Here is a 17,461-nt window from a genome sequence, read left to right as displayed (position 1 = left end):
CGCTAGCCCCGCCGTTCCAGAATCATCAGTTCCAGCGCCGTGCGCCGTGCCACGCTGTCCAGCCCGGCGGCGCGCAGCAGCGACAACCCTTCGGTCACTCCGCGCAGGTCGCCCTTGACGCCCCGCCCGACGCTGCGGATAGCCAGCAGGACGGCCTCTCCCTTGCGGTTGCCGTCAAGGAGCGCCTGCCCCTCGGCAGGAAGCACGGGGGCCCGGAAGGCGGCGGCAATCGCCCGGCCCATGCTGTCGGGCGGCAACACGCCCGCCAGATCGCCTGCGACCAGTCTGGCAAGAAAGGTCTCTATCGGGCCATCGGGCTGCAACCGCTGCACGGCCAGTTCGCGGTATGGCGACAGAAGCGCCACGCGGAAGGCGATTTCGGCAGCATCCCCCTCTAGCGGCAGGTCGATCAGCGCCTTGCCGAACAGGACGGCAAACGGCACTTCCAGTTCGGCTTCCTGCATCCGCGCCCAGACTTCCGGCAGGGTCTGTTCCACACGACCGGCATCCCCCGAATTCAGCGCCGCCTCGAACCGCTGGAAGGCGCCGGCCCGGTCCCACACCCCGCCCGAGGCAGCAGGCTGGCGTTCCGTGTAGAGACCAAGGATCACGTTCGGGGGAATGGTCCCGCCGCGTGTCAGTCGCTCGGCCGCCTCGATCCGCGCCTTCCAGCCGGATTTCGGGCTCATCTCGGCATAGGAAAAGGCAACCGGCAGACCTTCGGTCGGAAGCGGCTCGCCGATGGCTTCGTACATCTTCCAGTCCAGCGGCGTGACCGGGTTGGGGGCGGGAGGCGGAGGTTCGCCTTCGAAGGGATCGGGGTCAAGGAACCGGGCAAGCAGGGTCGCCTGATCCGGTCCGATCTCGCCCAGGGCTTCGGCACTGTGCAGGGTCAGGGCGGCGGTGTCCCAGTCGCCCGCGCGGGCAAGGCAGAAGATCCGCGCCGGCACGGTGGGGGCCAGAAGCGGGGCCTCGGACATGCCATCGCAGGCGCGGTCTTCGGCCCCGGTCAGCAGGGCCACGTCGAAGGCACGGCGGAAAAGTTCGGGAGAGCTGACCCCAGCTGCCTGAATCAGGGAGGCGGCCTGTTCTAGGGCCCCCAACGCCAGAAGCTTGTCGATGCGCACCTGCAGCAGTTCGCCGCGGCCGCCGGCATCCGCCGGGGGGGCAAGTTCGGCCATCAGGATCGTCAGGAAAAGCTGGCGCAGCGCCGGCAGGTCGCCGTCAGGATGGGCAATGATCGCCTCGGCGATCTCGCGCGTCAGGCCCGCGCCCCAGAAGTCGTGCGGCAGGCCCGATGCTGCCGGCGGGATCAGGCCCACGGCATCGGGCTGAGGCCCGTCAAGCGCCGTGGTGGCCACCGGCTGCGGCAGTGCGCCGCCGTCGCTGGCCACCGGCGGTTCGTCGATGGCCACGGGCAGTCCGCCGGTGTCCTGCGCCGCCGGTGTCGCCACCGATTGCGACAGCCAGTCGATCGCCGACAGGGGCCCGTCCTGGGCCACCGCCGCCGATCCGGCACAGGCAAGGACCAGACTTGCAGCCCTAATTGGTCGCATTCAGCACCACAGGCTTCGTCACCTCGCCTTGCACGGGGGTCAGATCGCCAAGATAGGCATAGATCGTCAGACCGATGAACCCGAATACCACCAGCACCACCAAAGCCTTGACGATCCGACCCATGCGCTTGCACTTCCTCGTGTTCTGCCCGGACGGCTTGATCCGCCCGATCTTCTTGGCCTCAGCTTGGGCAGGCTGCGCCCGCTGAGGCTGTTCATAATGCGAATGTATATAGCATTCGCCGGAACTTCACGCCATTGAAGGAGAAAGTTTTCCCCGGGGCGGCGGAATGCCCCATGGGACGGGGGCAAGATGGTGCATCTGGCAAAGACCGTCGTGATGGTCGGGATGATGGGGGCGGGCAAGACCGCAGTGGGAACGGCTCTGGCCCGCCAGCTGGGTGTGGAGTTCAAGGATTCCGACGAGGAAATCGTCCGCGCTGCCAACATGACCATCGCCGAGATCTTCGAACGCGACGGTGAACCCTTCTTTCGCGCCCGCGAATCCGAGGTCATTGCCCGGCTGCTGCGCGGCGTCCCCTGCGTGCTGTCCACCGGGGGCGGGGCGTTCCTGTCCGAGGCGAATCGGCGGCTTATCCACGACATCGGCGTTTCAGTCTGGCTGCGCGCGGATCTTGACCTGCTGTGGCAGCGGGTCCGGCACAAGACGACGCGGCCGCTGTTGCGCACCCCGAACCCGCGCGAGACCCTGCGTGAGCTTTACGAGGCGCGGCTGCCCCATTACGCCAAGGCCGACCTTACGGTGGATTCCTCGCCCAACCTGTCGGTTGAAGAGATGGCCACCCGCGTGCGTCAGGCGCTTCTGACGCGGCCGGATGTTCTGGTGGAGGACCAAGCTTGAACCGGGTTTCTGTCGATCTGGGCGCGCGCTCGTACGAGGTGCGCATCGGTGCGGGGTTGCTCGCGCGGGCCGGGACCGAGATCCTGCCACTTCTGCGTCGCAAGCGCGTGGCGGTGGTGACGGACGAGACGGTGGCCGCCGTTCACCTTGCTAAGCTTACAGCCGCACTGGAGGCCGAAGGTATTGCCGTATCCGCCCTTGCCCTGCCGCCGGGCGAGGCCACGAAGGGTTGGGACCATCTGGCGCACTGCACCGAATGGCTGCTGGAACAGAAGGTAGAACGGAAGGATCTGGTCCTTGCGCTTGGCGGCGGCGTGATCGGCGATCTGGTCGGCTTTTCAGCTGCGATCCTGCGCCGTGGCGTGCGCTTCGTGCAGTTGCCGACAACGCTTCTGGCGCAGGTGGACAGCTCGGTGGGCGGCAAGACGGGGATCAATACGGCGCAGGGCAAGAACCTGGTTGGCGCCTTCCACCAGCCCAGCCTTGTCCTGGCGGACATCGATGCCCTGGCGACCCTGCCCGAGCGCGACTTCCTGTCGGGATATGGCGAGGTGGTGAAATACGGGCTTCTGGGCGATGCGGCCTTCTTCGAATGGCTGGAGATGCACGGCCTGGCGCTGAAGGCTGGCGACTGTGCCGCGCGTCTGCATGCGGTCACGCGGTCTGTCGAGATGAAGGCGGGAATCGTGTCGCGGGACGAGACCGAGGAAGGCGAGCGTGCGCTGCTGAACCTTGGCCACACCTTCTGCCATGCCCTTGAAAAGGCGACCGGATATTCCGACCGTCTGCTGCATGGCGAAGGCGTGGCCATAGGTTGCGGGCTGGCCTTCGAACTCTCGGCGCGTCTTGGCCTGTGCAGCCAGGAGGATCCCAGCCGCATCCGTGCGCATCTGGCGGCGATGGGAATGAAGGTCGATCTGCGCGACATCCCGGGCGATCTGCCGGGAACCGAGGCGCTTATCGCGCTGATGGGCCAGGACAAGAAGGTGCAGGACGGGCGCCTTCGGTTCATCCTTGCGCACGGCATCGGTCGGGCCTTCGTGGCCGAGGATGTGCCGGGCGATGCCGTCCGTGCCGTGCTGGACGAGGCACTGGCGCGGCGCTAGCCGTCCAGGAACTCGATCACCGGAACCAGGCTTTCTGCGGGCGCCTCTTCCTGCGGAACATGACCGAGGCCGGGCAGCACCACCAACGGCGCGTCGGGCAATTCGGCCAGATAGTCCCGTGCATTCGCGACGGGAATCATCGCATCCTTTTCGCCCCACATGAGCAGGACCGGCACAGGGATCCGCCGCAACAGGGGCCGGGGATCTACCAGCACCGTGTGACGCATCCGGTCGAGCATCGCCTTGCGGTTGCCGGAAGCCAGCAGCAGCGCGTGGTAGCGTTCCAGCACCGGCTCGCTCAGGCGGGCGGGGTCGCCATAGGCCGCCGCAATGCTTGGGCGCAGTGCCCATCTCGGCAGGAAGCACCGGATCAGGTTCAGCATCAGCGGCAGCTCGGGGGCCGTGCCGTAGGAAAAGCCTGGGCTTGCATAGCCGTCGGGCGCGATCAGGATCAGACGGTCCACCCGGTCGGGATGCACAGCGGCAAAGCGCCAGGCCAGCCGCCCGCCGATGGAATTGCCGGCAAGCGTGGCTGATTCAAGCTCAAGCCGGTCCAGGACGGCACAGAGCAGGGCAATGGATCGTTCGTTGGTATAAAGGCTGTCAGGATCCGGCCCCGACAGACCCGCGCCCGGCAGATCGAACCGGATCACCCGGTAGCGCGCCGACAGAGCTGCCGCCCAGCCATCGAAGGTGTGCAGGCTTGATCCCAGCCCGTGCAGCAGGATGATTGCGGGTGCCGCAGGTGGTCCCTCGTCGCGCAGATGCAGGTGGGTGTCGTTGATCCAGACCAGGTCGCCGGGGTGACGCAGGTAGGTTGCCTCCAGCTTGGCGCGCGGCAGGTCCGGGGTGTAGAACCAGGTCGCCGCGCCAGCCAGCAGGACCAGCAGGATCGCGATGCCCCGGGCCAGAAACCGTATCACCGCGATCCTCCGTTCCGCCTGCCAGCACCACGTTGGCATGTCGGATGGCGCAGGGGCAGCGTGTCGGCTTCAGGCGTGTTCCTAGAACAGCAGCTTGTAGACGTTGCCCAGCGTGTCGGTCGCGCTGCCGGTGCCGCTGGCGGTGCCAGATCCGATCATGAACGTCCCCTGCACCCGCCGCCCGTCGGAACAGACGGCATAAAGTTCGCCGTCGTTCACGCGGGCCACAGTCTTGGTTTCGGCCCCGACCTCCCCCCCTGTCTTCTTCCACGTCAGCGACAACCCGCGAGAGCGCGAGACGGTCTTGGGGGTTAGCGAGGTCCAGGTGCCCTCGCAGCGCACCCGGCCGGGCAGGCGAAAGGTCAGCGGGCCAGAGGTGCCGCTGACATTCTGCATCGTGGCCTCGATGACCAGGGTCGGGTCGGCTTCGGCAATGGCGCCTTGCAGCGGGTAGAACTGCATCGTCGTCGTGCCGCCGCCGCCACAGGCAGCCAGCGGCAGGAGGGCGGCGAGGACCAGAGGGCGAAGGGTCACGGGGCGCTGTCCTTTTGCTTCCGGGCTGTCGGGGGGTTGGCTGGGGCGCTAGGATTCGAACCTAGGTATGGCGGTACCAAAAACCGCTGCCTTACCACTTGGCGACGCCCCAACCGTGCGGCGGTGTTTAGCGAAGCGTCCGGGGGCGTGCAAGGGGCCTTCGGCGAAATTTCGTCGCCTTCGCGCGACTTGTCGCGCAGGTCCTTACGGGCTAGGTGCGCGGGATGATCTGGGATGCAGTGATCCTTGGTGCCGGGGCAGCCGGCATGATGGCCGCCATCGAGGCCGGGCGCCGCGGGCGCCGGGTGCTTGTGATCGACCACGCCAGCGCGCCCGGTGAGAAAATCCGCATCTCGGGCGGGGGGCGGTGCAATTTCACGAACCTTCACATCGCGCCCGAGCGATTCCTGTCGCAGAACCCGCGCTTTGCGCTTTCGGCGCTGAAGCGGTTCACGCAATGGGATTTCATCGCCCGGATTGATGCGGCCGGAATCGCCTGGCACGAAAAGTCGCTGGGCCAGCTGTTCTGCAACGGTTCGGCCACCCAGGTCGTGGACATGCTCGTGCGCGACATGGAACGGGCCGGTGTGACGCTGTGGCTTGGCTGTGCCCTGGGCGAGGTTCGGCGCGAGGCGGCGGGATTCGCGGTTGAAACCGCGCGTGGCATGCAGCTGGCCCGGGCGGTGGTGGTGGCGACCGGGGGCAAATCGATTCCGAAAATGGGGGCGACCGGCTTTGGCTACCGGGTGGCCGAAAGCTTCGGACTGCCAGTAGTGGAAACCCGGCCCGGACTGGTTCCGCTGACCTTCGCCGAACAGGAACTGACGTGGATGCGCCCGCTGGCGGGGGTCTCGCTGCCGGGGAGGGTGTCCTGCGAAAAGATCGGCTTTGACGAAGCGCTTCTGTTCACGCATCGCGGCCTGTCCGGGCCGGCGATTCTCCAGATATCCAGCTACTGGCGCGAAGGCGAGCCAATCCACCTTGACCTGCTTCCGGGGCGCGATGTGGCGGCGGATCTGCGTGCGGCCCGGCAGACGCAGGGCAGGGCGGCGCTGCGCACGGTTCTGGGCCATTGGCTGCCCGAACGTCTGGCCAGGCATCTGGAAGAGGCCACCGGCGTGACCTTGCCGGTGGGGGCGCTGTCATCGGCGACCCTGGATCGTGTCGCCGCGCTTCTGCGCGACTGGCGCCTGGTCCCCGTGGGATCCGAGGGCTACAGGACTGCCGAAGTCACCCTTGGCGGGGTCGATACCCGCGCCCTGGACGGGCGTACAATGCAGGCCGCGGGCGTTCCCGGCCTGTATTTCGTGGGTGAGGTGGTGGATGTGACCGGCTGGCTGGGCGGCTACAATTTCCAGTGGGCCTGGTCGTCGGGCTGGGCGGCCGGGCAGGCGGTCTGAGCCGGCGCTTGCCTGCAAGCTGCGATTGCGCCATGCAATTCAGGCGGAGCAACGGGGTCAACGCACATGGGCTGGATCTACCTTCTGCTGGCCGGCACGGCCGAGATCTTCTATGCCGCGGCCATGCCGAAAACCGACGGGTTCACCCGGCTGGGGCCAAGCCTGTTTGCCATATTCTTCATCGCGGCCAGCATGTATCTGCTGTCGCTGGCCACACGGACGATCCCGATCGGCACCGCCTACGCGGTCTGGGTCGGGATCGGTGCGGTGGGCACTGCGGCCTACGGCATGATCGCCCTGGGCGAGGACCGCAGCCTGCTGCGGATGCTGTGTTTCGTCCTGATTCTGGCCGGGATCGTGGGGCTGAAACTGCTGTCCAGCCCCGGAAAGTGATCTTCAGACCCGCAGCGGATCGGCCTTGGCCAGCCGGTCGAACTGCATCAGGCTGGCCACCAGCGCCGGCATGTCCCGCAGCGGAATCATGTTCGGCCCGTCCGAGGGCGCCCGGTCCGGGTCTTCGTGCGTTTCGATGAAGACCCCGGCAATGCCAAGGCTGACGGCAGCCCGCGCCATGACGGGGGCGAACTCGCGCTGGCCACCCGAGCTGGAGCCCTGGCCGCCCGGCTGTTGCACCGAATGGGTGGCGTCCATGATCACCGGATATCCCGTCCGTGCCATGATCGGCAGGCTGCGCATGTCGGCCACCAGCGTGTTGTAGCCGAAGCTGACGCCGCGTTCGGTCAGAAGAATACGCTCGTTTCCGGTGCTGGAAACCTTGGCCGCGACATTGGCCATGTCCCAGGGCGCAAGGAACTGGCCCTTCTTGATGTTCACCACGGCACCCGTTTCCCCCGCAGCCAGAAGCAGATCGGTCTGCCGGCAGAGGAAGGCGGGAATCTGGATCACATCCACCACCGCGGCCGCCTCGCGCGCCTGGCCAGCGTCGTGAACGTCGGTAAGCACAGGAAGCCCCATTGCGCGGACCGCGGCCAGAACTTTCAGCCCCGCCTCGATCCCCAGACCCCGGCGTCCCGACAGAGAGGTGCGGTTTGCCTTGTCGTAACTGGCCTTGAACACATACTGCGCCCCGGCGGCAGCGCAGGCCTCGGCCATGCGGCCCGCGATCATCTGGGCATGGTCCAGGCTTTCCAGCTGGCACGGGCCGGCAATCACGAGAAGCGGCCGGTCGTTGCCGACGGTCAGCCCGCCGATCGTCACATCATTCATTTCAGGTTTCACTTCCCTAGGCAGAGACCTGTTCGCGCAGGATCGCTATGGTCATCGAGACCATCAGATAGATGCCAAGCATGATCAAGAGGCTGACCAGAGTGTTCTCGAAGGCGCGGGGATAGGCTGGCGCATCCGTCGGGATCGGCCGTACGGACATAGACAGGTATCGCACCTGCCGGTTCGCCTCGATCCGGGCAGTCTCCATCGATTGCAGGGACTGCGCCAGGATCATCTGGCGCGTCTGAAGATCGGCCTGTGCGACAAGCAGCTCCCCCTGCACTTCGGCCAGGCTGGTCGCATTTTCACCACCCTCGGTCATGCGGGCCCGCAGGGCGGCAATTTCGTTCTCGAGGGTGGCGATCCTGCGGATCAAGGGCTCCATCCTGGCCTGATTGGGGTTCTCGTTCGCCTGCATCTGAGCCAGCGACAGGCGATCCTGTGTCAGCTGGCCCTCGAGCGACGCAATCTGCGAGGTCAGAAGCCCGACTTCGGTTTCGGAAGAAAGAACCTTGTACTTCTCCTGCAGCTCGATCAGCCGGCGTTGCGATGCCGCCAGATTTGCCTGCGCCTCATCATAGCCGATCTGGGCATCGCGCATCTGGTCGGCCCGCAGCCGCTGGGTCAGATGGTCCACCTGTTCCTCGGCGTAGGCAACCAGCTGCTCGGCCCAGGCGGTGGCCACCTTAGGGTCTGCCGCCATGACCTCCATCCGGACGATGCCTTCCGTCGGGTCGTAGGAAATCTTCACGAAACGCTTATAGACCTTGTAGGCCTCTTCCATCGTCGCGTCGGGGCCAAGCCTTTGCAGCGGGTCGATGTTTTCCGATTGGAAATGCGCGCGAAAGCCGACATCCGCCTCTAGCCGCGCCATGGCCTCGCGCGATTGCAGATAGCCCTGAACGGCGATTGAATCCTGCGAGGTTGCAAGCGCCGTACCCGAGAACAGCCCGCCTAGCGCGCCCGAGGCGCCGCCGGCCGGTCCGGCCTGCTGAATCTGGAACTCTGCCCGTGTGGCATACATGGGCGTGGCGATCATGTAGAAATACCAGCCGGCCAGGAAGGCGGGCAACAGGACGAACACCGCCATCCGTGCCGCCAGCAGCGCGAGCCTGCGCCTGCGGCGGCGTGCGATGTCCTGCTGCATCCGCAGGATTTCTGCTGCCTGGTTGACCTGGGCCCGCTGTTCGGGCGATGGCGCCGAAATCGGCTGGGCGCGATCGGGCAGTTGAACCTCGTCGCCGGGCAGGCGGGCAAGGCTGCGCCCAGTTTCCGGGGCCGGGGCAGACCGCGGGACCACCTCCAGCATCGATGAGCGAGAGAAAGGTTCGATCCCGGCCCTGCGCAGTTGCAGGACGGCATCAAGGTCCGAACGGTGGGGGATGCCGTGCTGCTGTGCGACCATGCGGGCGCGGCGCAGCTGCCGTCCGGTCAGCCCTTCGGCCGCGATGGCAGCGATGGCGGCGTCATCAGGATCCTCGGCCTTCGGCAAAGCGGGCGTGTCCGCGCCGCTAGCCGCCGTTTCGGGGCGCCGGAAGTCCTGGGTTCCGAACCCGTCCTCGTGGTTGTCGAACGGCAGGTCCGACGCCGGCGCCGGGGCCGGCCGTTCCATGCGACGCAGGTAGAACCGTGCTGCCTTAGGCCTCGTAGTCATAGAGCCGTTTCGCTTCCTCGAGGGTCTCGAACTGGTAGAGTCTGCCATTCTTCAGGACGGCGGCAGATCGGCAGAACTTCTGAAGCGTCTGCGGTGAATGCGACACGATGACGACCGTGGCCTTCTGCAAGCGTTCCTTCAGGATGTTTCCCGCCTTTCGGTTGAATTCGGCATCCGAAGTTGCGGGCATGCCTTCGTCGATGAGATAGATGTCGAATTCGATCGAAAGGAGAAGCGCAAAGGAAAAGCGTGACCGCATCCCAGAGGAATAGGTCGCAAGCGGCATGTCGAAATATTCGCCAAGGCCGCAGACCCAGCGGCAGAAGCTTTCCACATAGTCGGGGTCCAGCCCGTAAATGCGTGCGATGTGGCGACTGTTTTCCCTTGCCGAATGCCTGGCGTTCACCCCGCCCATGAAGCCCAGCGGAAAGGACACGCGCGACGTCTTGCGGATGATCCCTTCGTCAGGTTTTTCGAGGCCCGCCATCATGTTGATGATCGTGGTCTTGCCGGCCCCGTTCTCGGCAAGAATGCCGAGGGATCTGCCAAGGTTCACCCGGAACGAGGCGCGGTCGAGGATGACCTTGCGCTGCTTGCCCGTCCAGAACGATTTCGAGACATCCTGAAACTCGATCATTCCTGCCTCTGAGTTCCGTTCTTCTGCCCCGGTGCCGGTGCGGTCCCCCGGCCGGTCTACGAGCCTAGCGTTAACATTCCGTTTGTGGCGGTAAAAGGGCCTGGGCCTGGCATCGCCGCGTGTCGTCCTGCCATCACGGAGATTTTCCTGCCTTGCGCTGCGCCCCTGCAAGCACAAGGGCCACCGGCCCCGCCAGCAGGCTGATGGCCAGGCCAAGGCGGGCTGCCTCCTGCATCACGCCGCCCGGCAGGGCGGTTTCAATTGCCACCAGCGGCACGGTGAAACCCATCGTCATGATCACTGCAATGGCCATGATGTCGCGCAGGCTGACGCCAGCGGGCAGCCGCAGCCCAAGGGCGGCAGCAAGACCAAGGCCAACGATCAGCATTCCCAACGGACGACCGAGCCAGAGCCCCGCTAGGGTTACCAATGTCGTCGGCGTGAAGGCCGCAAGATCGACCCCGCCGCGTGTCAGGCCGAACAGGAACAGCACCACGGTCAGCGGCCGGACAAGGGCATGGGCCAGCCGGTTCAGCGGGTCGTGCAGCAGCTCTTCGACTTCCGCAAGCAGCCCGAAGCTGTGGTTGGCATGGGCAATGGCAGGGACAATCGGCAGAAGCCCCAGCGCAGGCGGCAGGCCAGAGGCTGCGACCCCCAGCCACGAAACCAGCCCCGCCAGCACATAGGGCCACAGAACCTGCCGGGCCCGCAGTGCCCGTTCGAAAGATGCGGCCAGCGGCGTCCGGCCCAGTGTCGCCCAGATGCACAGCGCAGCGCCGAGCGGCAGGCCCAGCCAGATCGGTTGCAGTGCCGCAAGGGGCCGGGTCAGCCCCAGGACAAGCAGCGCAAGAATGTCGGTGGCGATCGTCAGCACCAGAAGAAGATGCAGGGCCGGATGGCCTGGCCCGAACAGGCTGCGTCCGACCAGAAAGCAGATGACCACATCCGACCCCAGCGGCACCTGCCAGCCGCTGCCGAGGCTCGCCTTTTCGGCCGTCTCGAACAGGGTGGCGGCCAGCATCCAGACGCCGCCAGCGCCGAACATCCCGCCGAGAGACAGGCCGAGCGGCAGGATTGCCTGTCTGCCGTGCAACGCCCCGCGCGGAAGGGCCAGCGCCTCCCACAGCTCCTTTCCAATGAAGAAAAAGAACATCGCCATCAGCCCGTCAGAGACAACGGACATCGGGGTCAGGGCAAGGGGCAGCGGCCGGAGCCAGGCCGGCAGCGCAATGTCGGCAAGCCGGAATTCGATCGCATCGTAATAACTGGCCGGCGACAGGTTGACCCACACCGTGGCCAATATGGCACCCCCCAGAAGGGCACGGGCGAAGCGGGTGACAAAAGGCGATACGCGATACATGGCTCTGGCCGGTTTTGCGCTATCTGAGCGCGGATCACCGGGCGCTGCAATGGCTGTCTGGGCTTGCGTCCTGCCGCGAGAGGGGGCAGGTGTCCGGGATGGGGCTTGTCGAGGACATCCGTGATTGCAGGCTGTGTTCGGGCCGGTTCGCAGCCACGGCAACGGCGCACCAGCCGCGGCCAGTGGTGTGGTTTCGCACCGGTGCGCGCCTGTTGATCGCCGGTCAGGCGCCGGGTTCGCGCGTACACGCCAGCGGACGCCCGTTCACCGACCGCTCGGGTGACCGGCTGCGCGATTGGACGGGGCTGGCGGAAGACGAATTCTATGACTTGTCGCGCGTGGCGATCGTGCCCATGGCCTTCTGCTTTCCCGGCTATGACGCGAAAGGGGCCGACCTTCCGCCTCCGCCGATCTGTGCGGCGACCTGGCGTGCACGGACCATCGCGGCGCTTGGAACGGTGTCGCTGACGCTGCTGGTTGGCGGTGCGGCAATCCGTTGGCACCTTGGACTGCAGAAGGTGACGGCGGCCGTGGCACAGTGGCGCGCCTGGGCGGAAAGGGGCGTCTTCCCCTTGCCGCATCCCTCGTGGCGGAATACCGGGTGGCTCAGGCGCAATCCCTGGTTCGAGGCTGACCTGGTTCCCGAATTGCGTGCCCAGGTGCGGAGGCTGATGGATGAGTGAGATCGTGACCCTGCTCGATGCGGCCCATGCCGCCGTCTCGGCCGATCCGGAAAACGAGGCGCTGCGTCTGCGCTTTTTCGAGCGGCTGGCTGATGGCGAACTGGTGATCCTGCTGGAGCGCGAGGCAGTCGGCGAAAGCCTTGAACCCAAGGTCTTCGAGCTGGAGGCGGGACCGGTAGTGCTGGCTTTCGATCGCGAGGAACGGCTTGCCGCCTTTACCGGCGGCATCGCGCCCTATGCCGCGCTGCCGGGGCGGGTGGTCGCAGGCCTGCTGAAAGGGCAGGGGATCGGGCTGGGGGTGAACCTGGGTGTTGCGCCGTCCTCGATGCTGCTGCCGCCCGAGGCAATGGATTGGCTGGCTGAGGCACTGGATGGCGGACCGGAAGAAGCCGAGGCGGTGCCGGAGGAATTCCTGCCCCCATCGGTGCCCGAATCTGTGCTGGCGGGCCTGGACGCCAAGCTTGCCCGAGCTGGCGGTCTTGCGGTGGCCGCAGTGCTGGCCGGGGTGCGCTACCGTGACGGTCGGTGGGGGCATCTTCTGGCGCTGCTCGATGCGGTGCCCGGAGCAGAGGAGGCATTGGCGCGCGCGATCCGCGAAGCGCTGGTCTTTTCCGGAATCGAGGCGGGCGAACTGGATGTGACCTTCCTGCCGGCATCAGACCCCGTCGCCCTGGCGATGGCACGGGTGGGCCTGCGCTTCGACCTTCCCGCACCGGAACGTGCCGAAGCGCCGCCCGCGCCCGGACTTGACCCGTCGCGCCCGCCGAAACTGCGGTAATCGAAAGGAGCGGCTGCCGCCGCAGGCCTTGCGTCTCGCCTCTGGCCGTTCCGGCCAACCGGCTCGGGATGTGGTGGTTTTCTACCCCCACGCCCCCGGAGGATATTTGGGCGGAGAGGAAGGCTATTTTGGGGTATTATATTACCCTAAATTCAAGGCATTGATTATACTGAATTAAATCTTCCACCAGGCGCTTGACGCAGAGTAGAGCTTCGGCGATAAGCCGGCATCCGAGATTCCGGGGCAGTCGTGCCCCCTATTCGTTGGGAACCACGATGAAAACCTTCACCGCTACTCCGGCGGACATCGAGAAGAAGTGGATCCTGATCGACGCCGAGGGCGTCGTTCTGGGCCGCCTCGCCACGATCGTCGCCAACATCCTGCGCGGCAAGAACAAGCCGACCTTCACCCCCCACATGGACATGGGTGACAACGTGATCGTCATCAACGCCGACAAGGTGCAGATGACCGGCAACAAGCGCAACGACAAGGTCTATTACTGGCACACCGGCCATCCGGGCGGCATCAAGCAGCGGACCGCGCGCCAGGTGCTGGAAGGCGCCCACCCCGAGCGCGTGGTGATCAAGGCGGTCGAGCGCATGATCACCCGCAATCGCCTTGGCCGTCAGCAGATGACAAATCTGCGCGTCTATGCCGGCCCGTCGCACCCGCACGAGGCGCAGCAGCCGACAGTTCTGGACGTCAAGTCCATGAACCCGAAGAACACCCGGAGCGCGTGATCATGGCCGACATCAAATCTCTCGACGACCTGAAATCGGCCGTGGGTTCGGCACCCGCCGCCGTCGAGGCCGCGCCGCGCCAGCCTGTCCGCGACAAGCTCGGCCGGTCCTATGCCACCGGCAAGCGCAAGGATGCGGTTGCCCGCGTCTGGGTCAAGCCGGGTTCGGGCAAGGTTGTGGTCAACGGCAAGGACATGGCGACCTATTTTGCCCGCCCGGTGCTGCAGATGATCCTGAAGCAGCCGTTCCAGGTGGCCAATGTCGAAGGCCAGTTCGACGTGTATGCCACCGTGGCTGGCGGCGGGCTGTCGGGCCAGGCCGGCGCCGTGAAGCACGGCATCTCGAAGGCGCTGCAGCTTTACGAACCCTCGCTGCGCCCGGCGCTGAAGGCGGCTGGCTTCCTGACCCGCGACAGCCGCGTGGTCGAACGGAAGAAGTACGGCAAGCCGAAGGCCCGCCGGTCGTTCCAGTTCTCGAAGCGCTGATCCGGTTCGTTCAGGCCGGATACACGATGCCAGCGGCCGCGGATTTCCGCGGCCGTTTCTTGTTGCTTCGCAGCAGAGGTGCGGGCGGTTTCTGCCGATGGCCGAGCCCTTCGTCACAGGCGGCAGACGCCGCCATGCGTTCGCGCTGCATCGAAGGCGTCACTGTCGCGACGGCGCTGTGGTGCAGGCAGGGTGGGACAATGACCGAATTCTGGCCGCCAGGCGCGCGCATCACCCCTGGAACAAGGTGTATTGCGGCTGCGCGGGAAGTGGCCTGACAAGGTGAAGCTTGTCCTGTGCCACCCGGGATCCGATTGTCCATACCCGCCCCGGCGGCCAAAGGGCAAAGGCTGCAGCGGCCAGCAAGCCGTTCTCCGACTTCCGGTCCAGAAAGTCGCGATACAGGAATTTTCCGCGCACTTGTCGGGCATGTCGCCGGATCATCGCAAACGCCGGGTCGGAAGGGTCGATCGCATCCAGATGTCGCCGGGATGCACGGTAGAGTTCCAGAAGATCTCTTGTCCGGTGCTGCCCGCTCAGCGATGCCGCCCGCACCTGTGCCGCATAGCCGATGCGTCGGGTCGCAAGGAACCGTGCTCCGCGCATCATCATGCGGACATAGAGATCGTAGTCTTCACCCAGTCGGATGGACTCATCGTAGCGCAGCCCTTGTCCGTCGAGGAACGCCCGCGACAGGACGGGCTTCAGAAATCCCAGCTCGCCGCGAGGACGTTTCCGGTGGGCGATGTTACCCTGCACGAATGTCGCCAGCGAAAGATCGGTAAAGTCTGCCGGCATGGTGACCGGGACAATTGGGGGCCACGGGGCGCGATCTGGGTCGACGAACAGGATGTTGTCGGCAACAAGCTCTGCCACGGGCGCAGCGGCAAGGGCGGCAAAGCGACCTGGCAGGATCAGGTCATCTGAATCCAGTATCGCGATCCGTGGGGCCCGGCTGATGGCGATTCCAAGGTTGCGGGCGGCCGAAGGCCCGGCGTTCCGTGACTGTCGGACGACCTTCAGCCGTCGTGACCCGTCATCTGCAGCCATGGCGGCCTGATCGCTGTCATCTGTGGACGCATCGTCCACGACCACGACCTCAGATACTTCCGGCTCTGCCAGGGCTGAAGCAACCGCAGAGCCGATCGTGCTTGCGGCATTGAATGCGGCAATGATGACACAGACCTCCGACCCGGAATTCTGCACCACAGTTCATCCTCGGGCTGCGAACAGCTTGCGAAAAAACGATAGATCAGTGCGGGATGCGGAACAAGGCCATAGCCGCGCCGTCAAAGACCTCTGCCTGCAACGTGGCCTTGCATCGCGGCACTTGGCAGAAAAAAAAGGCCGGGAAAGCCCGGCCCAGTCAGGGGTAGGAAGAGTGGGGACTTCAGGCTCGCCAGAACGGCTTGGCCGCCTCGATTCGCGCCTGTTCGGGCGAAAGTCCGATGTCGCGCAGCAGATGCGCATCAAGATGTCCGAGGGACTGGCGTTCGCGCTGCCGGATGATTGCTTCGGAAAGAGTACGGACCAAACGGCTGACCAGGCCGGACCGGCCGGCAAAGGGAAGGGTTCTGATGTCGCTGCGGTACATCGCAGCCTCCTGTGATTTGTATTGATACAATTGGAACATTTCTGTAGGAACACTGTAGCAAGGGTTTTCAATGAGTCGCCAGAGGATTATTGTGCCAGATACAAATTGGGTGCCGAATCTGAGTCAATTTCCCGGACCAAAGTATCTTGCCCTCTCGCGGGCCTTGCGCGAGGCGATCCGCAGCGGTGAACTTCCCCCGGATTCCCAATTGCCTACGGTGCGCGATCTGGCCTGGCGGCTGCATCTTACCCCAGGCACCGTTGCCCGGGCCTATCAGTTGGCAACCCAGGAAGGTCTGGCTGCCGCAACGGTGGGCCGCGGCACTTTTGTTGCGGCACAATCGCCACGCCTTGGGCCTACACAGCCTTTGTATACCGAACGGGTAACCGGCGGGGCGACCGGGCTTGTGGACCTGCGTCCGCCGCTGGTACCCGAGGTGGGCCAGGCCGAGGCGTTCCGCGCTGCCCTTCTGGAGATGGCGGAAGCGACGGGGCAGGGCTGGCTGGACTACACCAGCCAGCGGGGCGAGGCCGCCTTGCGGGCAGAGATCGTGGCCTGGATGGGCGACCGCATCCTGGGGCCGATCGGGCCGGATGACGTGGCGCTGACCCATGGCGGGCAGAATGCGATCTCGCTGATCTTCGACTGCTGCCTCCGCGGCGAGCGTCCGGTGGTGCTGATCGAGGAGCTGGCCTATCCCGGTTTCCGCTACGCGGCCCGCGCGGCGCGGGCCGAAGTGGTGGCTGTCGAGATAGACGAACACGGCATGGTGCCTGCCGCGCTCGAGGCTGCCTGCCGTCGGCATGGTGCCCAGGTGCTGTGTCTGACGACCGAGGCGCAGAACCCCACGACCGGACGGATGCCGGTGAGGCGGAGGCAGGAAATTGCCGATATTGCCAGAAGTTACGATCTTCAGGTGCTTGAGGATGACTGCTATTCGGTTGCCGAAAGTGATATCCCCTCGTTGCGTGCGCTGGCCCCGGAAAGGGTGTGGCTGGTGGGGTCTGTATCCAAGACCATCTCGGCCGCATTGCGCTTCGGCTATGTGATCTGTCCGTCCGGCATGGGCGAGGCCGGTCGGCTGACGGCGCAATACGGCTTCTTTGCCCTGTCTCGGCCGGTGGCCGACTTGATGCTGCATCTGTTCCGCAGTGGGGCGGCTGCGGACATCAAGTCGAAGGTTCAGGCCGAATTCGCCGCCCGCCAACAGATTCTGCTGAACCTTCTGGGCGGATATGACCTGTGCTGGCAGCCGGGTGTGCCCTTTGTCTGGCTGCGCATGCCACAGGGTTGGCGTGCTTCGACCTTCGTGCGCATGGCCGAAGCACGCGGAGTGCTGCTGCGTTCGGCCGACGAATATGCGCTGGTCCACGCGCGCGCACCGAATGCGATCCGCATCGCCATCGCCGCGAACCTGCCAAGGCATGATTTTGTCGCAGCCGTAACCACGCTGGCCGAATTGCTGGCGCGGCCCCCCGCAGATCTGACCGTCTGAGACCGGAATTTCCGACCTGTTGCAGGAATGACTCGCTCACGCCGCTGTGATTCGGCGGGGCAATTGACCGGATTGGCCTGCCTGACAGAAAGTCGGGTCACGAGCGGATATGGCGAGAGTCCGAAAATGGGCCTGCAATCGACCTTTCATGCGCCCCATGGGGGCGCAGATTTTCTTGGCTGGCGCAAGACGCGCAAGGGCACGACCGAGATTGTCTATGACGACGGCGTGGCGCGGCGCATGGTCTGGCGCGTGGCTGGCGACGACCCGTCCGAGGCACGGATTGCCGATGCGCTGCGCGTGGCGGTCAGCTCTGTCCGCGTCGTGCCGACGCTTTACGATGAGCTGAAGAAACGCGCCATTGCCATTGAACGCGTGGCAGGCTAGGTCCGCCCCCGGCCCGCGACCGGATGCCCGGAAGGCGCCC

The 17,461-nt window shown here is 65.5% G+C and carries 20 protein-coding genes and 1 tRNA gene; 10 read left to right on the top strand and 11 right to left on the bottom strand.

Translation table 11 applies throughout. The features are described 5' to 3' along the window. Nucleotides 1-2: 2 nt before the first annotated feature. Together EYB42_RS00660 and EYB42_RS17240 are read right to left on the bottom strand one after the other, a co-directional pair. The gene (locus tag EYB42_RS00660) at nucleotides 3-1,556 is read right to left on the bottom strand and encodes a hypothetical protein (RefSeq protein ID WP_135447093.1); all 1,554 of its coding nucleotides are present in this window, start codon (nucleotides 1,554-1,556) and stop codon (nucleotides 3-5) included. Further along, entirely contained in the window at nucleotides 1,543-1,680 is a 138-nt protein-coding gene (locus EYB42_RS17240; RefSeq protein ID WP_167850869.1) for a hypothetical protein, read from the bottom strand. Before EYB42_RS17240 ends, EYB42_RS00660 begins: the two co-directional genes overlap by 14 nt. Nucleotides 1,681-1,869: 189 nt before the next feature. Between EYB42_RS17240 and EYB42_RS00655 the strand changes: the two genes are divergently transcribed. After that, nucleotides 1,870-2,418, top strand: coding sequence for a shikimate kinase (locus EYB42_RS00655; RefSeq protein WP_135447090.1), 549 nt, complete (start codon nucleotides 1,870-1,872; stop codon nucleotides 2,416-2,418). Next, nucleotides 2,415-3,524 carry a 3-dehydroquinate synthase gene (gene aroB, locus EYB42_RS00650; protein WP_135447088.1) on the top strand — a complete coding sequence of 370 codons (1,110 nt, stop codon included), beginning with the start codon at nucleotides 2,415-2,417 and terminating at the stop codon, nucleotides 3,522-3,524. The genes EYB42_RS00655 and aroB overlap by 4 nt, the downstream gene beginning before the upstream one ends. Here aroB and EYB42_RS00645 read toward each other — a convergent pair. The 3 genes from EYB42_RS00645 to EYB42_RS00635 form a co-directional block, all read right to left on the bottom strand. After that, nucleotides 3,521-4,447, bottom strand: a complete 927-nt coding sequence (locus EYB42_RS00645; RefSeq protein ID WP_240783905.1) for an alpha/beta fold hydrolase — start codon at nucleotides 4,445-4,447, stop codon at nucleotides 3,521-3,523. The two genes, aroB and EYB42_RS00645, sit on opposite strands and share 4 nt — an antisense overlap. An 81-nt stretch (nucleotides 4,448-4,528) precedes the next feature. After that, the gene (locus EYB42_RS00640) at nucleotides 4,529-4,981 is read right to left on the bottom strand and encodes a hypothetical protein (RefSeq protein WP_135447084.1); all 453 of its coding nucleotides are present in this window, start codon (nucleotides 4,979-4,981) and stop codon (nucleotides 4,529-4,531) included. Nucleotides 4,982-5,018: 37 nt separating this feature from the next. Beyond that, a tRNA-Gln gene (locus tag EYB42_RS00635) sits at nucleotides 5,019-5,093 on the bottom strand. Between the two features lie 112 nt (nucleotides 5,094-5,205). On the opposite strand from EYB42_RS00635, the gene EYB42_RS00630 reads away from it, so the two are divergent. Together EYB42_RS00630 and EYB42_RS00625 are read left to right on the top strand one after the other, a co-directional pair. Continuing rightward, nucleotides 5,206-6,381, top strand: a complete 1,176-nt coding sequence (locus tag EYB42_RS00630) for a BaiN/RdsA family NAD(P)/FAD-dependent oxidoreductase (RefSeq protein ID WP_135447082.1) — start codon at nucleotides 5,206-5,208, stop codon at nucleotides 6,379-6,381. A 66-nt stretch (nucleotides 6,382-6,447) separates the two neighbouring features. After that, nucleotides 6,448-6,774, top strand: a complete 327-nt coding sequence (locus EYB42_RS00625; protein WP_135447080.1) for a DMT family transporter — start codon at nucleotides 6,448-6,450, stop codon at nucleotides 6,772-6,774. Between the two features lie 3 nt (nucleotides 6,775-6,777). Here EYB42_RS00625 and kdsA read toward each other — a convergent pair whose 3' ends face one another. From kdsA to EYB42_RS00605, 4 genes are all read right to left on the bottom strand, one after another. Beyond that, nucleotides 6,778-7,608, bottom strand: a complete 831-nt coding sequence (kdsA, locus tag EYB42_RS00620) for a 3-deoxy-8-phosphooctulonate synthase (protein WP_135447078.1) — start codon at nucleotides 7,606-7,608, stop codon at nucleotides 6,778-6,780. A gap of 16 nt (nucleotides 7,609-7,624) precedes the next feature. Beyond that, nucleotides 7,625-9,262: a capsule biosynthesis protein gene (locus tag EYB42_RS00615; protein ID WP_135447076.1), complete on the bottom strand. Its 1,638-nt coding sequence runs from the start codon at nucleotides 9,260-9,262 to the stop codon at nucleotides 7,625-7,627. Further along, nucleotides 9,246-9,899, bottom strand: a complete 654-nt coding sequence (locus EYB42_RS00610) for an ABC transporter ATP-binding protein (protein WP_135447074.1) — start codon at nucleotides 9,897-9,899, stop codon at nucleotides 9,246-9,248. Before EYB42_RS00610 ends, EYB42_RS00615 begins: the two co-directional genes overlap by 17 nt. Before the next feature lie 133 nt (nucleotides 9,900-10,032). Beyond that, nucleotides 10,033-11,259 (bottom strand): Na+/H+ antiporter NhaA, encoded by a 1,227-nt coding sequence (locus tag EYB42_RS00605; RefSeq protein WP_135447072.1) that lies wholly within the window; start codon nucleotides 11,257-11,259, stop codon nucleotides 10,033-10,035. Between the two features lie 98 nt (nucleotides 11,260-11,357). Here EYB42_RS00605 and EYB42_RS00600 point away from each other — a divergent pair, with 98 nt between their 5' ends. The 4 genes from EYB42_RS00600 (at nucleotide 11,358) to rpsI (ending at nucleotide 13,945) form a co-directional block, all read left to right on the top strand. Then, entirely contained in the window at nucleotides 11,358-11,942 is a 585-nt protein-coding gene (locus EYB42_RS00600) for a uracil-DNA glycosylase family protein (protein WP_135447070.1), read from the top strand. A gap of 4 nt (nucleotides 11,943-11,946) precedes the next feature. Then, complete coding sequence (locus tag EYB42_RS00595; RefSeq protein ID WP_167850885.1) at nucleotides 11,947-12,720, top strand: SseB family protein; 774 nt, start codon at nucleotides 11,947-11,949, stop codon at nucleotides 12,718-12,720. A gap of 275 nt (nucleotides 12,721-12,995) precedes the next feature. Then, nucleotides 12,996-13,460, top strand: coding sequence for a 50S ribosomal protein L13 (rplM, locus tag EYB42_RS00590; RefSeq protein ID WP_135447066.1), 465 nt, complete (start codon nucleotides 12,996-12,998; stop codon nucleotides 13,458-13,460). A gap of 2 nt (nucleotides 13,461-13,462) precedes the next feature. After that, nucleotides 13,463-13,945 carry a 30S ribosomal protein S9 gene (gene rpsI / locus EYB42_RS00585; RefSeq protein ID WP_135447064.1) on the top strand — a complete coding sequence of 161 codons (483 nt, stop codon included), beginning with the start codon at nucleotides 13,463-13,465 and terminating at the stop codon, nucleotides 13,943-13,945. 231 nt (nucleotides 13,946-14,176) lie between these two features. Here the strand turns inward: rpsI and EYB42_RS00580 are convergent, their stop codons facing one another. Together EYB42_RS00580 and EYB42_RS00575 are read right to left on the bottom strand one after the other, a co-directional pair. Next, nucleotides 14,177-15,151: a glycosyltransferase gene (locus EYB42_RS00580; protein WP_135447062.1), complete on the bottom strand. Its 975-nt coding sequence runs from the start codon at nucleotides 15,149-15,151 to the stop codon at nucleotides 14,177-14,179. A 184-nt stretch (nucleotides 15,152-15,335) separates the two neighbouring features. Continuing rightward, a complete protein-coding gene (locus EYB42_RS00575; protein ID WP_135447059.1) occupies nucleotides 15,336-15,539 on the bottom strand; it encodes a DUF1127 domain-containing protein in 204 nt (67 codons plus the stop codon). 70 nt (nucleotides 15,540-15,609) lie between these two features. Between EYB42_RS00575 and EYB42_RS00570 the strand changes: the two genes are divergently transcribed. After that, nucleotides 15,610-17,034 carry an aminotransferase-like domain-containing protein gene (locus EYB42_RS00570; RefSeq protein WP_240783903.1) on the top strand — a complete coding sequence of 475 codons (1,425 nt, stop codon included), beginning with the start codon at nucleotides 15,610-15,612 and terminating at the stop codon, nucleotides 17,032-17,034. Nucleotides 17,035-17,160: 126 nt separating this feature from the next. Then, entirely contained in the window at nucleotides 17,161-17,421 is a 261-nt protein-coding gene (locus EYB42_RS00565; RefSeq protein ID WP_135447055.1) for a hypothetical protein, read from the top strand. Nucleotides 17,422-17,461 lie beyond the last annotated feature (40 nt).

Source organism: Tabrizicola caldifontis (assembly GCF_004762095.1).
Lineage (GTDB): Bacteria > Pseudomonadota > Alphaproteobacteria > Rhodobacterales > Rhodobacteraceae > Tabrizicola > Tabrizicola caldifontis.
This window is presented reverse-complemented; position numbering and strand designations above follow the sequence as displayed.